Below are 15273 nucleotides of genomic sequence, written 5' to 3'. Positions count from 1 at the left end.
CGGACCCGGGCGCAAGGCAGGCGGGAAGCCGTTTGGCTCCCCGCCACCTTGCCTGCTGCTTCCTAGCGCTTGTCGATCGGCACGTAGGCCAGGTCTTCCGGCCCGGTGTAGTTCGCGCTGGGGCGGATGATCTTGCCGTCCTGACGCTGCTCGATCACGTGCGCGCTCCAGCCGGCGGTGCGCGCGATCACGAACAGCGGCGTGAACATGGCGGTCGGCACGCCCATCATGTGGTAGGTGCTGGCCGAGAACCAGTCGAGGTTGGGGAACATCTTCTTCAGCTCGCCCATCACCTTCTCGATGCGTTCGGAGACGTCGAACAGGGTCGGGTTGCCGCCATCGGTGCACAGCTTGCGCGAGATCTCCTTGATGATCTCGTTGCGCGGGTCGGACACGGTGTAGACCGGGTGGCCGAAGCCGATGATGATTTCCTTCTTCTCGACGCGGGCACGGATGTCGGCTTCCGCATCGTTCGCGTTGCGGTAGCGCGCGATGATCTCCATCGCCACCTCGTTCGCGCCGCCGTGCTTCGGGCCGCGCAGCGCGCCGATCGCGCCGGTGATCGCCGAGTACAGGTCCGAGCCGGTGCCGGCGATGACGCGGGCACTGAACGTGCTGGCGTTGAACTCGTGCTCGGCGTACAGCACCAGCGACTTGTCCAGCGCCTGCGCGTGCAGCTCGCTCGGCTTGCGGCCGTGCAGCAGGTGCAGGAAGTGCGCGGCGATCGATTCGTCGTCGGTTTCGGCCTCGATGCGCTTGCCGTTGTGGCTGAAGTGGTACCAGTACAGCAGCATCGAGCCGAAGCTGGCCATCAGGCGGTCGGCGATGTCGCGCGCGCCGGTGACGTTGTGGTCGTCCTTCTCCGGCAGCACGGTGCCGAGCACCGAGCAGCCGGTGCGCAGTACGTCCATCGGGTGGGTCGATGCGGGAAGCAGTTCCATCGCGGCCTTGACCGGTGCCGGCAGGCCGCGCAGGCGCTTCAGCTTGGCCTTGTAGTTCTGCAGCTCGGTCCAGTTCGGCAGCACGCCGTGCACCAGCAGGTAGGCGACTTCCTCGAAGCAGCCCTTGGCGGCCAGGTCGTGGATGTCGTAGCCGCGGTAATGCAGGTCGTTGCCGCTGCGGCCGACCGTGCACAGCGCGGTGTTGCCCGCGGCCACGCCGGACAGGGCGACGGACTTCTTGGCCTTGGGTAGAACTTGTGCGTTGTCGCTCATCGCATTCTTCCTCTCAATTGTTGAACGTTTCAGCTGGCGATAGCCGCGGGCACTGTCCGACCGGCTTCACGTGCAATTGCAATGGCATCGACTTCGGGCCGATGACCTTTTCATTGATGGATATCCAGCACTCGCCCAGCGTCGAACAAAAACATATGTCGATCGCCATGCGCCCCGAGGTAGCGTCGTGGAACTGTTGCCACAGTTGCTTGTCTGGGAAACGGATCGCCTGCAGATCCTCGCCCGGGCTCAACACGCCATGGTTGATGGTCGTCATGATGTAGTCGTGCGGCTGCATGCCCAGAGCGCCCAGCACGTGGTCCCAGTCGACCTGCGGCTTGCCATCGACAGTGACCTGCACACTGCGCACGAGCGCAGGCCCGACACCCTTGTTGCTGACGGTCAGGGTCTGGGCCAGGTCGTTGTTGCCGCTGGTCAGATACGGCCACACCTGCGCGCGCACCTGCTGGCGCTGGATGTAGGCGGTATAAGCGGCCACCACCAAGGCCAGCAGGCCGACCAGCGAGGCGATGGCCACGCCTAGCGCATCCCAGTAATCGCGCCGTTCCGGCGGCGTCGCTTTCACGGGGGACAGTTGTTCGGACATGCGCTCAGGCCTTTTGGCCGCCGGCAAACAATTCGTCCAGCTTGTCCTCGTAGGCGTGGTAGCCGAGGAAGTCGTACAGTTCCTCGCGCGTCTGCAGGGTGTCGATGATGTTCTTCTGGGTACCTTCGCGACGCACCGTTTCGTAGAAGTTGAGCGCGGCCTTGTTCATCGCCCGGTAGGCACCGCAGCAATACAGCGCGATGTCCACGCCGGCGTCGCGCAGTTCGTCGGTGGTGAAGAACGGGGTGGAGCCGAACTCGGTGAGGTTGGCCAGGATCGGCACCTTCACCGCCGCCTTGAACTGGCGGTAGTCGGCCAGCGTCTTCATCGCCTCGGGGAAGATCATGTCGGCGCCGGCCTCGACATAGGCCACCGCGCGCTCGATCGCGGAATCGATGCCCTCTACCGCCGCCGCGTCGGTGCGCGCCATGATCACGAAGCCCGGATCGGTACGTGCATCGACCGCGGCCTTCACCCGATCGACCATCTCGTCCTTCGACACCACTTCCTTGCCCGGACGGTGACCGCAACGCTTCTGGCCGACCTGGTCCTCCATGTGCACCGCCGCCACGCCGACGCGCTCGAACGAGCGGATCGTGCGCGCAATGTTGAACGCCCCGCCCCAGCCCGTATCGATGTCGACCAGCAGCGGCAGGCCGGTGGCATCGACGATGCGGCGCGCGTCGGTGAGCACGTCCTCCATCGTCGAGATGCCCAGGTCCGGCATGCCCAGCGAATTGGCGGCCACGCCGCCGCCGGACAGATACAGCGCCTGGTAGCCCACGCGTTTGGCCATCAGGCCGGCGTAGGCGGTGATCGCGCCCATGACCTGCAGCGGCTGCTCGGCGGCGACAGCTGCGCGAAAACGGGCACCCGGGGATGCTGACTTTGTCATGTGGCCTCCCGTGAAAACGCCCATTTTAGCCCACCGCGCCAACGGCCGGGATTGGACCTTCTGGCACCCCCGCGCCGGCCGCGGGCACCAGCCCGGCAGCCGATCGCAATTTCTCGCGTGACGAATCCGCCACGGCCCCGTACATTCGGTCCGATGAGCACATCGACTCCTCTCGCGAAACGCATCCTCTGGGGCCTGGTGATCGGCGTGGTTGCCGCCGTGGTCACGCTCGGCATCGGCCAGTGGCATCCGCCCACCCTGGCGTTGATGCAGAAGATTTCCGGGGCCGTGTTCGACCCGTTCGGGCAGATCTTCCTGCGCATGCTGTTCTTCGTGGTGATCCCGCTGGTGTTCAGCTCGCTGGCCTCGGGCGTGGCCCAGCTCGGCCGACTGGACCGGCTCGGCCCGCTCGCCGGACGTACGTTCCTGCTGTTCTTCCTCAACATGGGCATCGCCGTGGCGATCGGCCTGGTGATGATGAACACCGTGCAGCCCGGCCATCACCTGGACGAGCAGGCGCGCGCCCAGCTGATGCAGGAGTACGGCAGCAGTGCGCAGAAGACGATCGACACCAGGGCGGCCCAGCCGAGCATGAGCTTCGGCACGCTGGTGGAGATGTTCATGCCGCGCAACCTGGTCGGCGCGGTGGCCGGTCCCAGCCGCAATGCGCTCGGCGACGTGCTGCCGCTGATCCTGTTCGCAATCCTGGTAGGCGCCGCCGCCACCCAGTTGCGCGAGAAGGAGCGCAAGCGCGTGCAGGTGGCGCTGGACACCATCACCGACCTGATGACCAGGATCGTCGGCTTTGCGCTGGAGCTGGCGCCGTACGCGGTGCCGGCGATGATCTACAGCGTGATCGTCAAGGTCGGCGTGGATGTACTGCTGGCGCTGTCGGTATTCGTGATCGGCTGCACCGTGGCACTGGCGCTGCACCTGTTCGGCACCATGTCGCTGTGGCTGCGCTTCCTGGCGAAGCGCTCGCCGCTGGTGTACTTCCGGCAGATTCGCGCCCTGCTGATCACCGCCTTCTCCACCAGCTCCAGCAACGCCTGCCTGCCCGCTTCGCTGGCGGTGGCGCAGGAGGAACTGAAGCTAAACCCCAGCACCGCCGGCTTCGTGCTGCCGCTGGGCGCGACCATGAACATGAGCGGCACCGCCCTGTTCGAGGGCTGCGTGGTGCTGTTCGTGGCGCAGGCGTTCGGCGTGGAACTCAGCCTGACCCACCAGGCCATCCTGATGCTGTTGTCGGTGCTGAGCGCGGTGGCCGTGGCCGGCATTCCCGGCGGGTCGCTGCCGATGATCGCCGGCCTGCTGGCCACCTTCGGCATCCCGCCCGAGGGCATCGGCATCATCATCGGCGTCGATCGCGTGCTCGACATGATGCGCACGACGGTGAACGTGGGCAGCGACATCGTTACCGCCACGGTGGTGGACAACCAGCTGCGCGACCGTTTCGCGACGACGGGCCCGTAAGCCCGTCCGCTGCGGCTCGAAGGGCTTGAAGCCGGCTGCTTCGCCCGCATCTGCACAGTACCGTCAAGCCGATAGCTACAGCCAATCAAACCCATGCCAACAATCAATTAGATAAATTGGCGACGGGCTCGTAGCATTCCTTTCGTTGTCCAACCACCACGGGAAGCCAAGCAGATGTCCCTGATCAACACCGAAGTGAAACCGTTCAAGGCCCAGGCCCTCAAGGCCGGCAAGTTCATCGAAGTCAGCGAAGCCGACCTGAAGGGCAAGTGGTCGGTGGTGTTCTTCTATCCGGCCGACTTCACCTTCGTCTGCCCGACCGAGCTGGAGGACCTGGCCGACAACTACGCCGAATTCCAGAAGCTGGGCGTCGAGATCTACTCGGTCTCCACCGACACCCATTTCGCGCACAAGGCGTGGCACGACACCTCCGACGCGGTGAAGAAGATCAACTACACCATGGTCGGCGACCCCACCCACCAGATCTCGCGCAACTTCGACGTGCTGATCGAGGCCGACGGCATCGCCGATCGCGGCACCTTCGTGATCGATCCCGCGGGCAAGATCCAGATCGTCGAGATCACCGCTGGCGGCATCGGCCGCGACGCGTCCGAACTGCTGCGCAAGGTCAAGGCCGCGCAGTACGTCGCCGCCCATCCGAACGAGGTCTGCCCGGCCAAGTGGAAGGAAGGCGAGAAGACCCTCGCGCCGTCGCTGGACCTGGTCGGCAAGATCTGAGTTTTCGCTGCAACGATGTCACGGACCCGGGCGCCGCGGTGCGCCCGGGCTCCGCACAGGATGCTTGTGCCAGCGGCCTGCGTCCGGCCTGCCCCCCTCCGTCAGGTCGGCCCTCCCCATGGCGCCGGCCGCTGCCACAAGCCTCCCGCATCCCCCTTATCCGTTTCGGAGTGTTCGCCATGCTCGACGAAGCCCTCAAGACCCAACTGAAGTCCTACCTGGAAAAGCTGACGCAACCGATCGAGCTGGTCGCAGCGCTGGATGACGGCGCCAAGTCGCGCGAGCTGGACGAGTTGCTGCGGGAGATCGCGACGTTGTCGGACAAGATCAGCCTGCGCCGCGACGACAGCGAAGCACGCAAGCCCTCGTTCGCGATCAACCGCGTTGGCACCGACATCGGCGTGCGCTTCGCCGGCATCCCGATGGGCCACGAATTCACCTCGCTCGTACTGGCCCTGCTGCAGGTCGGCGGACATCCGTCCAAGGCGGCGGCCGAGCTGATCGAGCAGGTGCGCAGCCTCGATGGCGAATACAGGTTCGAGACCTATTTCTCGCTCTCCTGCCAGAACTGCCCCGACGTGGTGCAGGCGCTGAACCTGATGAGCGTGCTCAATCCGAACATCCAGCACGTCGCCATCGACGGCGCGCTGTACCAGGACGAGGTCGAGACGCGCCAGGTGATGTCGGTGCCCACCGTGTTCCTCAACGGCGAGCTGTTCGACCAGGGCCGCATGAGCCTGGAGCAGATCCTGGCCAGGATCGACACCGGCTCCAGCGCCCGCGAAGCGGAGAAGATCAAGACCAAGGACGCGTTCGACGTGCTCGTGGTGGGTGGCGGACCGGCCGGTGCCGCAGCGGCAATCTACGCCGCGCGCAAGGGCATCCGCACCGGCGTGGCGGCCGAGCGCTTCGGTGGCCAGGTGCTGGACACCATGGCGATCGAGAACTTCGTCTCGGTCGACTACACCGAAGGCCCGAAAATGGGCGCGGCGCTGGAGCAACACGTCAAGAACTACGACGTGGATCTCATGAACCTGCAACGCGCCGAGAAGCTGGTGCCCGCGACCGCACCCGGCGGTCTGGTCGAGGTGCAACTGGCCAATGGCGCCACGCTGAAGTCGAAGACGGTGATCCTGGCCACCGGCGCGCGCTGGCGGCAGATGGGCGTGCCCGGCGAGGACCAGTATCGCAACAAGGGCGTGGCCTACTGCCCGCACTGCGACGGCCCGCTGTTCAAGGGCAAGCGCGTGGCGGTGATCGGCGGCGGCAACTCCGGCGTCGAGGCGGCGATCGACCTGGCCGGCGTCGTCAGCCACGTCACGTTGATCGAGTTCGACAGCAAGCTGCGCGCGGATGACGTCCTGCAACGCAAGCTGCGCAGCCTGCCCAATGTGGACATCATCGTCAGCGCGCTCACCACCGAGGTGCTGGGCGACGGACAGAAGGTCAGCGCGCTGGTCTACAAGGACCGCGTCAGCGATGAGATGCACACGCTCGAACTGGAGGGCATCTTCGTGCAGATCGGCCTGCTGCCGAACACCGAGTGGCTGAAGGGCACGCTGGAACTCTCGCCCCGCGGCGAGATCGTCATCGACGAACGCGGCCAGACCTCCATGCCCGGCGTGTTCGCCGCCGGCGACGCCACCACGGTGCCGTACAAGCAGATCGTGATCGCGATGGGCGCCGGTTCCACCGCCGCGCTGAGCGCGTTCGACCACATCATCCGCAGCCCCGTGGCGGCGGCGGTCGAACCCGAGGCGGTGGCAGCCTGACCATCGCTGAGGGCACCCGCGGCAAGCGCCGCGGGGCGGCTATGCTCGGGCGGCCGCTTTCGGCGCGTCACCCGGCTCGCAAGACATGACTCCGCTGCAGCAATTCATCGAGGCCCACCCGCGGTTGTTCGTGCTGACCGGCGCCGGTGTCAGCACCGACTCCGGCATTCCCGACTACCGCGACCGCGAGGGCGAGTGGAAGCGCCCCCCGCCGGTGACGCTGCAGGCCTTCATGCACGAACACGCCACGCGCCAGCGCTACTGGGCGCGCAGCCTGATCGGCTGGCCGCACTTCGGCCAGGCGCGCCCGAATCCTGCGCACCTGGCCCTGGCGCAACTGGAGCGACGCGGGCACATCGAGCTGCTGGTCACCCAGAACGTCGATCGCCTGCACCAGCGCGCCGGCAGCGAGCGCGTGGTCGACCTGCACGGCAGGCTCGACGAAGTGCGCTGCATGGCCTGCGACTGGCGCCTGCCGCGCGATGCATTCCAGCAGCAGCTGGTCGAAAGCAACCCGGCCTGGCAACACCTCGACGCCACCATCGCCCCCGATGGCGACGCGGACCTGGACGGCCAGGACTTCACCCGCTTCGCCGTGCCGCCGTGCCCTCGCTGCGGCAGCATCGTGAAGCCGGACGTGGTGTTCTTCGGCGAGGGCGTGCCGCGCGGGCGCGTGGAAGCGGCCACGCAGGCGCTCGACGCATCGGGTGGCGTGCTGGTGGTCGGCTCCTCGCTGATGGTCTATTCCGGCTACCGTTTCGTGCAGGCCGCGGCGAGGGCCGGCAAGCCGGTGGCGGCGGTGACGCTCGGCCGCACGCGCGCCGATGCGCTGCTCAGCCTGAAGGTCGACGCGCGTTGCAGCGATGCCCTGGCGTTCGTGCTGGACGCCGAACCGCTGGCCGTCATCTGATCGCCGGGGAGTAACCTTGGCACGCCTCCGACGAACCCCATGTAGTCAGCAACGCCCGCTGCGCGCCGGCGTGCAGGTCGACCATCCCCGGAGGCTCCCATGTCGAAATACCGCAAGACCGCCGAAGCGCTAGCCCGGCTCACGCCCGAGCAATACCGGGTCACCCAGGAGGCCGCCACCGAGCGCCCGTTCGACAATCTCTACAACGCGCACGCCGCGCCCGGCCTGTACGTCGACATCGTTTCCGGCGAACCGCTGTTCAGCTCGCTGGACAAGTTCGACAGCAGCTGCGGCTGGCCCAGCTTTACCCGCCCCGTGCAGGGCGAGCGCGTGGTGGAGAAGCACGACACCAGCCATGGCATGCTCCGCACCGAGGTGCGCTCGCGCGACGGCGACAGCCACCTGGGCCACGTCTTCCCCGATGGCCCGCGCGCCAGTGGCGGCTTGCGCTACTGCATCAACTCTGCCTCGCTGCGCTTCATTCCGCTGGAACAGCTGGAGAAAGAGGGCTACGGCGAGTTTCTCCACCTGTTCGACCACGCGAGGGACGACGCATGAACCCGACCAGCGAACGCGCGCTCCTGGCCGGTGGCTGCTTCTGGGGCATGCAGGAATTGATCCGCCGGCAGCCCGGCGTGCTGTCTACCCGCGTGGGCTATTCCGGTGGTGACGTGCCGAACGCCACCTACCGTCATCACGGCAACCACGCCGAGGCGATCGAGATCATCTTCGATCCCGCGCGGATCAGCTATCGCCGGCTGCTGGAGTTCTTCTTCCAGATCCACGACCCGACCACGCCGAATCGCCAGGGCAACGACCGCGGCAGCAGCTATCGCTCGGCGATCTTCCATACCAGCGAGGCGCAGCGGCAGGTGGCCCTCGACACCATCGCCGATGTCGAGGCCAGTGGCCTGTGGCCGGGCAAGGTAGTGACCGAACTCGCCCCCGCCGGCGATTTCTGGGAGGCCGAACCCGAGCACCAGGACTACCTGCAGCATTACCCCGGCGGCTACACCTGCCACTTCATCCGGCCGGACTGGAAGCTGCCGCATCGCGGCGGAGAAACCGGGCAAGCCGGCTGATCGCTGGCGCGAGCCGAGCTGCTCGGGCAAAGTGCGTTTGCGCAAATCCACACCGGCCCGGATCGAACATGGATGCTTTCAGCTACCTGTCCGTTTTGCTCTCGATCATCGTGGGCCTGGCGATCACCCAGGTGTTGCAGGGTCTGCGCGGCCTGATGCTGGCGCGCTCCAGCGCCACGATGTACTGGCCTTCGCTGGCGTGGGCCATCTTGCTGCTGGTACTCGACGTGCAAGTCTGGTGGGCCATGTACGACCTGCGCCTGCGCCAGGACTGGAGTTTCCTCGGCTTCTCCGTGCTGCTGGCGCAAACCGTGCCGTTGTACCTGCTGGCCGGGCTGGTCCTGCCGGACATCACCGCGGGTGAACCGGTCGACCTGCGCCGGCATTACTACGCCAACCACCGCTGGTTCTATACCTTGCTGGTGCTGCTGCTGGTGATCAGCCTCGGCAAGAGCCGGATGCTCCACGGCGCCCTGCCCCGGACGCTGGATGCAGGCTTCCAGCTGATTTTCATTGCCGGCTCACTGCTGGGCGCGTGGACCTCGCGCGAGTGGCTGCACAAGGCGCTGGTGGTCTTCAGCGCCACGCTGATGGGCGCCTATATCGCGATGCTGTTCGCCCACCTCCGCTGACCGCTTCAGCGCAGCAGCACATCCACTGCCTGCCGGGCCATCGTGGACACCACGCGAAACAGCATGCCCAGCACGTACTCCACAAAGGCCACGGTGATGTTGACCGTGGCTGCCACGGCGCGGCCCATGAAACGCATGATCGCGGTGATGAGGTTGCGGATCATCGCCGCCAGTCGCAGCGACTGCAGCGCGCCGGAGTAGAGCAGCCGCGCCAGCGTGTCCAGGATGGTGGCGCCACCCAGCACCGCCAGGCCCGCGCCGTGGCCCAGCGCGGAGAGTATCCAGTCCAGCGCGCGGAGGATCCAGCGCAGCGCGGTCGCCGACAGCATCATGCCTGGCCCGCCGACCGCGGCGGCCATGCCCAGCCAGGCTTCGGCCTGTTCGAAGCTGTCCGGCCCTTCCTGCAGCACCGGCAGCGCCCGCCAGGTGGCGTCGCCGACCGAGCGACGGTATTGCGGCATCAGGTGCGCCTCGATGGACACCAGCTTGCCCGGCCCCTTCATGCGGTAGGCGGTATCGCGCCAGGGCACGTGGCTGTACGGATAGACCGGCACCATCGGCACCAGGTCGGTGTCGTGGTAGACCCGGTGGATCGCGTCGGCGCCCAGCCGTCGGGTAAGGTACTGCGCATGCAACTCGACCCCCGCCCGCGGCGCGCCGAAGGTGTACAGCTGCAGCTTGCAGCCGAGGTCGCCGAGGCTGTCGGCCACCAGCGTGGCGATCGCGCCGCCGAGGCTGTGGCCGACCACGTGGATGGTGGAGACGTCGGCGGGTGAGCCGATCGCCTGGCGGATCTGCGGCAGCAGGGTCTGCGCCGCGGCCCAGAAGCCGGCGTGCACGGTGTAGCCGCTCGGCCCGGAAACGCCGGCCATGCGCAGGTTGCTGAGCCAGTCGTAAGCGCTGGTCTTGAAGGTGCCGCGGATCGAGACCAGGCGCTCGCGTTCGCGCGCGTTCCTGCCGCGCGCCACGTAGCCGAAGCCGGTGCGCTGGCTGATCGGCGAGCTGCCCAGGCCGGTCGAACCGGTCAGCCGCGTGCCGCCCAGCAGGTCGAACGACTCGCGCGCCGTCGGCGCGGCGGTCGCCGCATCCACCATGTCGGTGGACAGGCGCAACGCGTACGCACTGTCCGCAATCTCGGCGGCCTGCGCCGGTGAAAGGTCATTCGACATCCCCATCCCTCCCCGCTTGCTTCCAGTCAACTGAGCTTCCGGCTCAGATCGCCTTGCAGATACCGTAGTGCGTGCCCTCGAAATCGGGCGCGCGGGTCAGCTCGCATTCCAGGTTGAGCGGCTTGCCGTCGAGCTCCGCATTCGGCTCGTAGGAATTCCGGGTGTGCCGCCAGGCGGTGTAGTCGCGGCCTTCGTGGCGAATGGTGATCTTCTGCAGCACCACCGGCTGGTGCGGCACCGCGCGCAGCACGCCGGGGCGATGCTCCACCACCGGAAAGTGGAAGCGGCCTTGCGCATCGCTGAGCGTGTGTGCGGGCGGCACGTCGTTCTTGTTGTCCGACCACACCACTTCCTGCACCAGCTCGGCGCCCTGCACCGGCTTGCCGCCGCTCAGCACCGTGCCATGCACCTCGGAAAACAGCACCAGCGGACTGGACAACCCCATGGCGCACCCCTCGGACAGAATGAAAGCCAACAAGAACAGTGCCGCCACGGCCAGCGTGCCGGGCCGCGACAAGAATCGCCGCCGCATCCCCTTGCCAGGTTCTCCCGCCCGCATCAGCATGCCCTGTCCCCCTCGAACGCCAACCGTACCGGCAAACCGCCCGCAAAAAAAGTGCAGGGTTCGACGTCCCGGCATCGAGCCGTCTCGTGCGCTACGCCCACGGCTCGGACTCGGCCAGCAGCTGGCGCAACCGGGCATCGTCCATCGTGGCCAGCTCGTCCTCGGCCACGCGCAGGTTCTCCGCCGGCAGGGCGAGTTGACGGATCTCGCCGGCGCCGGCGCGCGAGAACACCAGCCGCACGTTGCCATACGAGGCGTCCAGCAGCGCGGCCTGCCAGTGCCCGTCGTGGAGATCGTCGAAACTGCGCATGCTCGTGCTGCCCGGTCGCAAGTGGTCCGCCGATTGTATCGGCCCGCTTCGCCGCAGGCGTCGATTCCGCGCCCGCTCGTTCGTCGCACGATGGCAGACCGGCCATCCCGGCCGTGTCCTCCGCAGGAGTCCGCTCATGTCCTACATCGACGGTTTCGTGATCGCCGTACCCGAGGCCAATCGCGCGCAGTTCATCGCCCACGCCCGCACCTATGACGCGATCTTCCTTGAGGTCGGCGCCCTCCGCGTCGTGGAGTGCTGGGGTGACGACGTGCCCGACGGCAAGCTCACCGATTTCCGCCGCGCGGTGCAGGCGAAGCCGGACGAAGCGGTGGCGTTCTCCTGGATCGAGTGGCCCGACAAGCCCACCCGCGACGCCGGCATGGAGAAGATCATGAAGGACCCGCGCATGGAGGCAGCCGCCAACTGCCCGTTCGACGGCAAGCGGATGATCTTCGGCGGCTTCGTGCCGGTGGTCAGCCTGCCAGGCTGAGTGCCGCCGAACCCGCGCCTTCCGTTCCCGGCGGTTCGACGGGTAGCCTCGGCCTGCCCGGTTGGCCATACTGCAAGCCAACCGGTAATGCCCGAAGACCGCGCGCCACTCCATGATTGCCAAGCTTCCCCCGCTCGCCGAAGTGCTGGACCTGATGCCCGATGCGGTCTGCGTGGTCGATGCGGAGGGACGCCTGCTTTACGTCAACGCGAGCTTCGAACGGATACTCGGCTACGCACCAGCCGAGGTGCTCGGCCGGCGCATTTTCGAACTGGTGCATCCGGAAGACCGCGAGGCCACCTTGCGGCAAGCCGGACAGGTCATGGCCGGCGAACTGCAACGCCACTTCCGCAACCGCTACATCCACCGCGACGGCCACAGCGTGGACATCCAGTGGTCGGCACGCTGGCTGCCGGAGTACGGCGTGCGCATCGGCGTGGCCCACGAAGTCACCGAGCTGCGCCGCAACGAGCGCGAACTGGAACATCGCGCCACCCACGACCTGCTGACCGGCCTGCCCAACCGTCACCGCCTGCACGTCGAACTGCAGTACGCCATCGCCAACGCGGCGGAAACCGGCTCTGGCCTGGCCGTGCTCTACCTCGACCTCGACGGATTCAAGGCAGTCAACGACCGCGCCGGCCACGCAACCGGCGATCGCGTGCTGCGCGAAGTGGGTCAGCGGCTGCAACAGGGCCTGCGCCAGGGCGACCTGGTGGCGCGCGTCGGCGGCGACGAGTTCGTGGCGCTGCTGCCGGGTTGCCGCGACAGCCGGGCCGCCCGCACCATCGCCGACGACCTGCGCGCCCGCCTCGGCTTGCCCTGCACCCTGCCCGACGGCCCGTTCCGCCCCGACGCCAGCATCGGCATCGCCTGCTACCCCCGCGACGGCACCGACGCCGAGGCGCTGCTGGCGCACGCCGACCGCGCGATGTACATCTCCAAGCGCCGCCAGTAGCACGTGGCGGAAAGCCGGGCTGCGTCGCAAAAGCGCAGGCCGCGAAGCGCCGCACGAGGCCCTCGAAACACCGCCCCGTCTTCGCGACGCGATACGCGCCGCGCCACAGCAGCTCACGCCATGTCGAGCACCGCCCCGCGCAACACGTCCAGGTGCGACGCGTAAGGGCGCCAGCGGCCGCTGCCCCGGCCGTGGATCGGCTCGCGAACCTGGGCGGCGCTGGGCGTGGCCACCGGCGCCGCGTTCCGCTCCGGGTGGAGGCAGGCTTCCTCCATCGCGAGACCACAATGGTCGAGAACCTTGCGCAAGGCGACGCCCGGCTCGCGGACGAGATCCGCATAGGCCACTTCGATCATGGAATCGGGCATCGTGGTTTGCCAATGCCGCGCCAGGCGGCGGTACTGGCCGTAGTAATGAACCATGGCACGCTGGTCGTAGCTGTACGCCGCCCGGTTCCCGAACATCATGCTCAGGTTCGAGAAGCACACCTCCAGCGGATCGCGCACCACGTGCACGATGCGCGCATGCGGCAACGCGCGGCGGATGTGGGCGACCATGCGTATGTTGGTCGGCAGCTTGTCGATGAAGTAGCGACACCCCGGTGCCCGCCAGCGCGTCTGCGCGAGATAGCGCGCACCGAGATCGGCCAGGTCCAGCTCCGCACCGCGCTCGATCGCGGCCAGCGTGCCTGCCGCGCCATGCGGGACCACCCCGGCGACCCGGCGCAACTGTTGCGGGAAATCCATGATCTCGCCGGCCGAGGCCACCTGCGAATGACTGGACAGCATGCGGTCGAGCAGCGTCGTTCCGGAGCGCGGCATGCCGACGATGAAGATCGGCTGCGGCCCTTCTTCCTGCTGCGCGCCCGGCGCCGCCGACCTTCCCAGCGAACCGGCAACCCGGATCAAGACGTCCACCACCGCGGTCTCGCCCTGCGCATCGTACGGCCTGACCCGGTGCATCAGCGCATTGCATCGCTGCATCGCTGGCCATGCCTCATCGTATCGACCCAGGTCGTCCAGTTCCTTGAACACGGCCGCCTCGAACGCGGCGCGATTGGCCAGTTGCGCGGGAGCTCCGGCGTCGGCCGGGAGCCGCTGCAGCTGCAGGCGCAGAAAATCGAGGTGGTGGGTTTGCGCCGTCTGCGTACGCAGGTTGGCCCGCGCCAGCGCCGCATCGCCGAAGGCAGGCCAGCGATCCAGGCAGGCATCCAGGAGGCGGCCCGCTTCGTCGGTTTCGCCGGCGAACTGCCGCAGCATGGCCTGTAGATGGAGTTCGCGCGGCGCGTCGGCACCTGCGGCGACCGCGCGATCGATCATCCGTCGCGCGGCGGGGATGTCCCGCATGCCCCAGCGCAAATGGGCCTGTTCGGCCAGCAGCATGGCCGGCAGATCCGCGGCCCGCTCCAGCCGATCCAGGCAGGATCGCGTCGCGACGACCTCGCCGGCAGCGGAAAGCCCGCGCGCCAACTGGATGTCCAGCGACGGCTGCGGATCGTCGGACTGCGCGACATCGAGCATCAAGGTCGCGGCGTCGCCCAGGCGACCACAGCGCAGCAGCACCGCCGCAAGATCCATCTGCACGAACGGGTTGGCGGGGACCTGCCGAAGCAGCGATTCCAGCGCCTCCCGCGCCGCGTCGAACTGCTGCTCGGCAAACCATTGCCGCGCCCGGCGACCGAGCGGAAACGCCACCGTATCCAGATGACTGTTCATGGCACAACGTCCGGATGCAAAACGATCGACCTCGCACTCGTCGGGCCGCAACCGGCCGCAGTCCGTGCAGTTTGCCACGGCACATCGACGCACATGGCCTGATGTCGCCAGCCGCGCATGGCGGAATAGCGGGATGTCGATCTGCCCGCCACTCGTTCGTCGCAGATCATGCAAGCCACGCCGCCCACAACCCGGAGAACACGCATGACCAGCAAGAACTCGATCTGCCTGTGGTACGACGGCGCCGCCGTGGAGGCCGCCACGTTCTACGCCAAGACCTTCCCCGACACCACCGTCGGCGCCATTCATCGGGCGCCAGGCGACTATCCCTCCGGCAAGGAAGGCGACGTGCTGACGGTCGAGTTCACGGTCATGGGCATCCCGTGCCTGGGCCTGAACGGTGGCCCGACGTTCCGGCACAACGAGTCGTTCTCGTTCCAGGTGGCGACCGACGACCAGGCTGAAACCGACCGCCTGTGGAACGCGATCATCGACAACGGCGGCCAGCCCAGCGCCTGCGGCTGGTGCAAGGACAAGTGGGGCCTGTCGTGGCAAATCACCCCGCGCGCACTGATGGCGGCGATCAGCGACCCCGACCCCGCCGTCGCCCGGCGCGCGTTCAACGCGATGATGGACATGACCAAGATCGACATCGCCGCGATCGAGGCGGCCCGGCGCGGCTGATGCGTTTCAACCGCCGGCGCTGGCCCCCACCGCCTGCGCAGCGAACCGAGCGCTGC

At 67.5% G+C, this 15273-nt stretch carries 17 protein-coding genes; 10 read left to right on the top strand and 7 right to left on the bottom strand.

The window, feature by feature from the left end:
• Positions 1–62 precede the first annotated feature (62 nt).
• The 3 genes from prpC to prpB are packed head-to-tail and all read right to left on the bottom strand — an operon-like array spanning position 63 to position 2716.
• A complete protein-coding gene (gene prpC / locus ACVCL9_RS03725) occupies positions 63–1214 on the bottom strand; it encodes a bifunctional 2-methylcitrate synthase/citrate synthase (protein ID WP_447099069.1) in 1152 nt (383 codons plus the stop codon).
• Between the two features lie 13 nt (positions 1215–1227).
• The gene (locus ACVCL9_RS03720; protein ID WP_447099070.1) at positions 1228–1821 is read right to left on the bottom strand and encodes a hypothetical protein; all 594 of its coding nucleotides are present in this window, start codon (positions 1819–1821) and stop codon (positions 1228–1230) included.
• A gap of 4 nt (positions 1822–1825) precedes the next feature.
• Positions 1826–2716 carry a methylisocitrate lyase gene (gene prpB / locus ACVCL9_RS03715; RefSeq protein WP_447099071.1) on the bottom strand — a complete coding sequence of 297 codons (891 nt, stop codon included), beginning with the start codon at positions 2714–2716 and terminating at the stop codon, positions 1826–1828.
• Between the two features lie 153 nt (positions 2717–2869).
• On the opposite strand from prpB, the gene ACVCL9_RS03710 reads away from it, so the two are divergent.
• From ACVCL9_RS03710 to ACVCL9_RS03680, 7 genes are all read left to right on the top strand, one after another.
• Positions 2870–4189: a dicarboxylate/amino acid:cation symporter gene (locus tag ACVCL9_RS03710; RefSeq protein WP_447099072.1), complete on the top strand. Its 1320-nt coding sequence runs from the start codon at positions 2870–2872 to the stop codon at positions 4187–4189.
• A 174-nt stretch (positions 4190–4363) separates the two neighbouring features.
• The gene (gene ahpC / locus ACVCL9_RS03705; RefSeq protein ID WP_395118074.1) at positions 4364–4927 is read left to right on the top strand and encodes an alkyl hydroperoxide reductase subunit C; all 564 of its coding nucleotides are present in this window, start codon (positions 4364–4366) and stop codon (positions 4925–4927) included.
• A 179-nt stretch (positions 4928–5106) separates the two neighbouring features.
• Positions 5107–6699 carry an alkyl hydroperoxide reductase subunit F gene (ahpF, locus tag ACVCL9_RS03700; RefSeq protein WP_447099073.1) on the top strand — a complete coding sequence of 531 codons (1593 nt, stop codon included), beginning with the start codon at positions 5107–5109 and terminating at the stop codon, positions 6697–6699.
• A gap of 85 nt (positions 6700–6784) precedes the next feature.
• Positions 6785–7609: an NAD-dependent protein deacetylase gene (locus tag ACVCL9_RS03695; protein WP_447099074.1), complete on the top strand. Its 825-nt coding sequence runs from the start codon at positions 6785–6787 to the stop codon at positions 7607–7609.
• 99 nt (positions 7610–7708) lie between these two features.
• Positions 7709–8167 carry a peptide-methionine (R)-S-oxide reductase MsrB gene (msrB, locus tag ACVCL9_RS03690; RefSeq protein ID WP_395118068.1) on the top strand — a complete coding sequence of 153 codons (459 nt, stop codon included), beginning with the start codon at positions 7709–7711 and terminating at the stop codon, positions 8165–8167.
• The gene (gene msrA / locus ACVCL9_RS03685; RefSeq protein ID WP_395118066.1) at positions 8164–8691 is read left to right on the top strand and encodes a peptide-methionine (S)-S-oxide reductase MsrA; all 528 of its coding nucleotides are present in this window, start codon (positions 8164–8166) and stop codon (positions 8689–8691) included. The genes msrB and msrA overlap by 4 nt, the downstream gene beginning before the upstream one ends.
• Before the next feature lie 68 nt (positions 8692–8759).
• A complete protein-coding gene (locus tag ACVCL9_RS03680) occupies positions 8760–9323 on the top strand; it encodes a hypothetical protein (protein WP_447099075.1) in 564 nt (187 codons plus the stop codon).
• Positions 9324–9328: 5 nt separating this feature from the next.
• On the opposite strand, the gene ACVCL9_RS03675 is transcribed toward ACVCL9_RS03680, so the two are convergent.
• The 3 genes from ACVCL9_RS03675 to ACVCL9_RS03665 form a co-directional block, all read right to left on the bottom strand.
• The gene (locus tag ACVCL9_RS03675) at positions 9329–10492 is read right to left on the bottom strand and encodes a lipase family protein (protein ID WP_447099076.1); all 1164 of its coding nucleotides are present in this window, start codon (positions 10490–10492) and stop codon (positions 9329–9331) included.
• A 43-nt stretch (positions 10493–10535) separates the two neighbouring features.
• On the bottom strand, positions 10536–10937 hold the full coding sequence (locus tag ACVCL9_RS03670) for a DUF6795 domain-containing protein (protein ID WP_395118060.1): 402 nt from the start codon (positions 10935–10937) through the stop codon (positions 10536–10538).
• 211 nt (positions 10938–11148) lie between these two features.
• Positions 11149–11367: a hypothetical protein gene (locus ACVCL9_RS03665; protein WP_447099077.1), complete on the bottom strand. Its 219-nt coding sequence runs from the start codon at positions 11365–11367 to the stop codon at positions 11149–11151.
• A 136-nt stretch (positions 11368–11503) separates the two neighbouring features.
• On the opposite strand from ACVCL9_RS03665, the gene ACVCL9_RS03660 reads away from it, so the two are divergent.
• Complete coding sequence (locus ACVCL9_RS03660) at positions 11504–11860, top strand: DUF1428 domain-containing protein (protein ID WP_395118056.1); 357 nt, start codon at positions 11504–11506, stop codon at positions 11858–11860.
• A 112-nt stretch (positions 11861–11972) separates the two neighbouring features.
• On the top strand, positions 11973–12818 hold the full coding sequence (locus ACVCL9_RS03655) for a diguanylate cyclase domain-containing protein (protein ID WP_395118054.1): 846 nt from the start codon (positions 11973–11975) through the stop codon (positions 12816–12818).
• A 113-nt stretch (positions 12819–12931) separates the two neighbouring features.
• Here ACVCL9_RS03655 and ACVCL9_RS03650 read toward each other — a convergent pair whose 3' ends face one another.
• Positions 12932–14533 carry a tetratricopeptide repeat-containing sulfotransferase family protein gene (locus ACVCL9_RS03650; protein ID WP_447099078.1) on the bottom strand — a complete coding sequence of 534 codons (1602 nt, stop codon included), beginning with the start codon at positions 14531–14533 and terminating at the stop codon, positions 12932–12934.
• A gap of 204 nt (positions 14534–14737) precedes the next feature.
• Between ACVCL9_RS03650 and ACVCL9_RS03645 the strand changes: the two genes are divergently transcribed.
• Positions 14738–15217 carry a VOC family protein gene (locus ACVCL9_RS03645; protein ID WP_447099079.1) on the top strand — a complete coding sequence of 160 codons (480 nt, stop codon included), beginning with the start codon at positions 14738–14740 and terminating at the stop codon, positions 15215–15217.
• Positions 15218–15273: the final 56 nt, after the last annotated feature.

The organism is Rhodanobacter sp. UC4438_H5 (assembly GCF_052978405.1).
The sequence above is the reverse complement of the archived record's forward strand: the minus strand, read 5'-3'. Positions and strand labels throughout refer to the sequence as shown.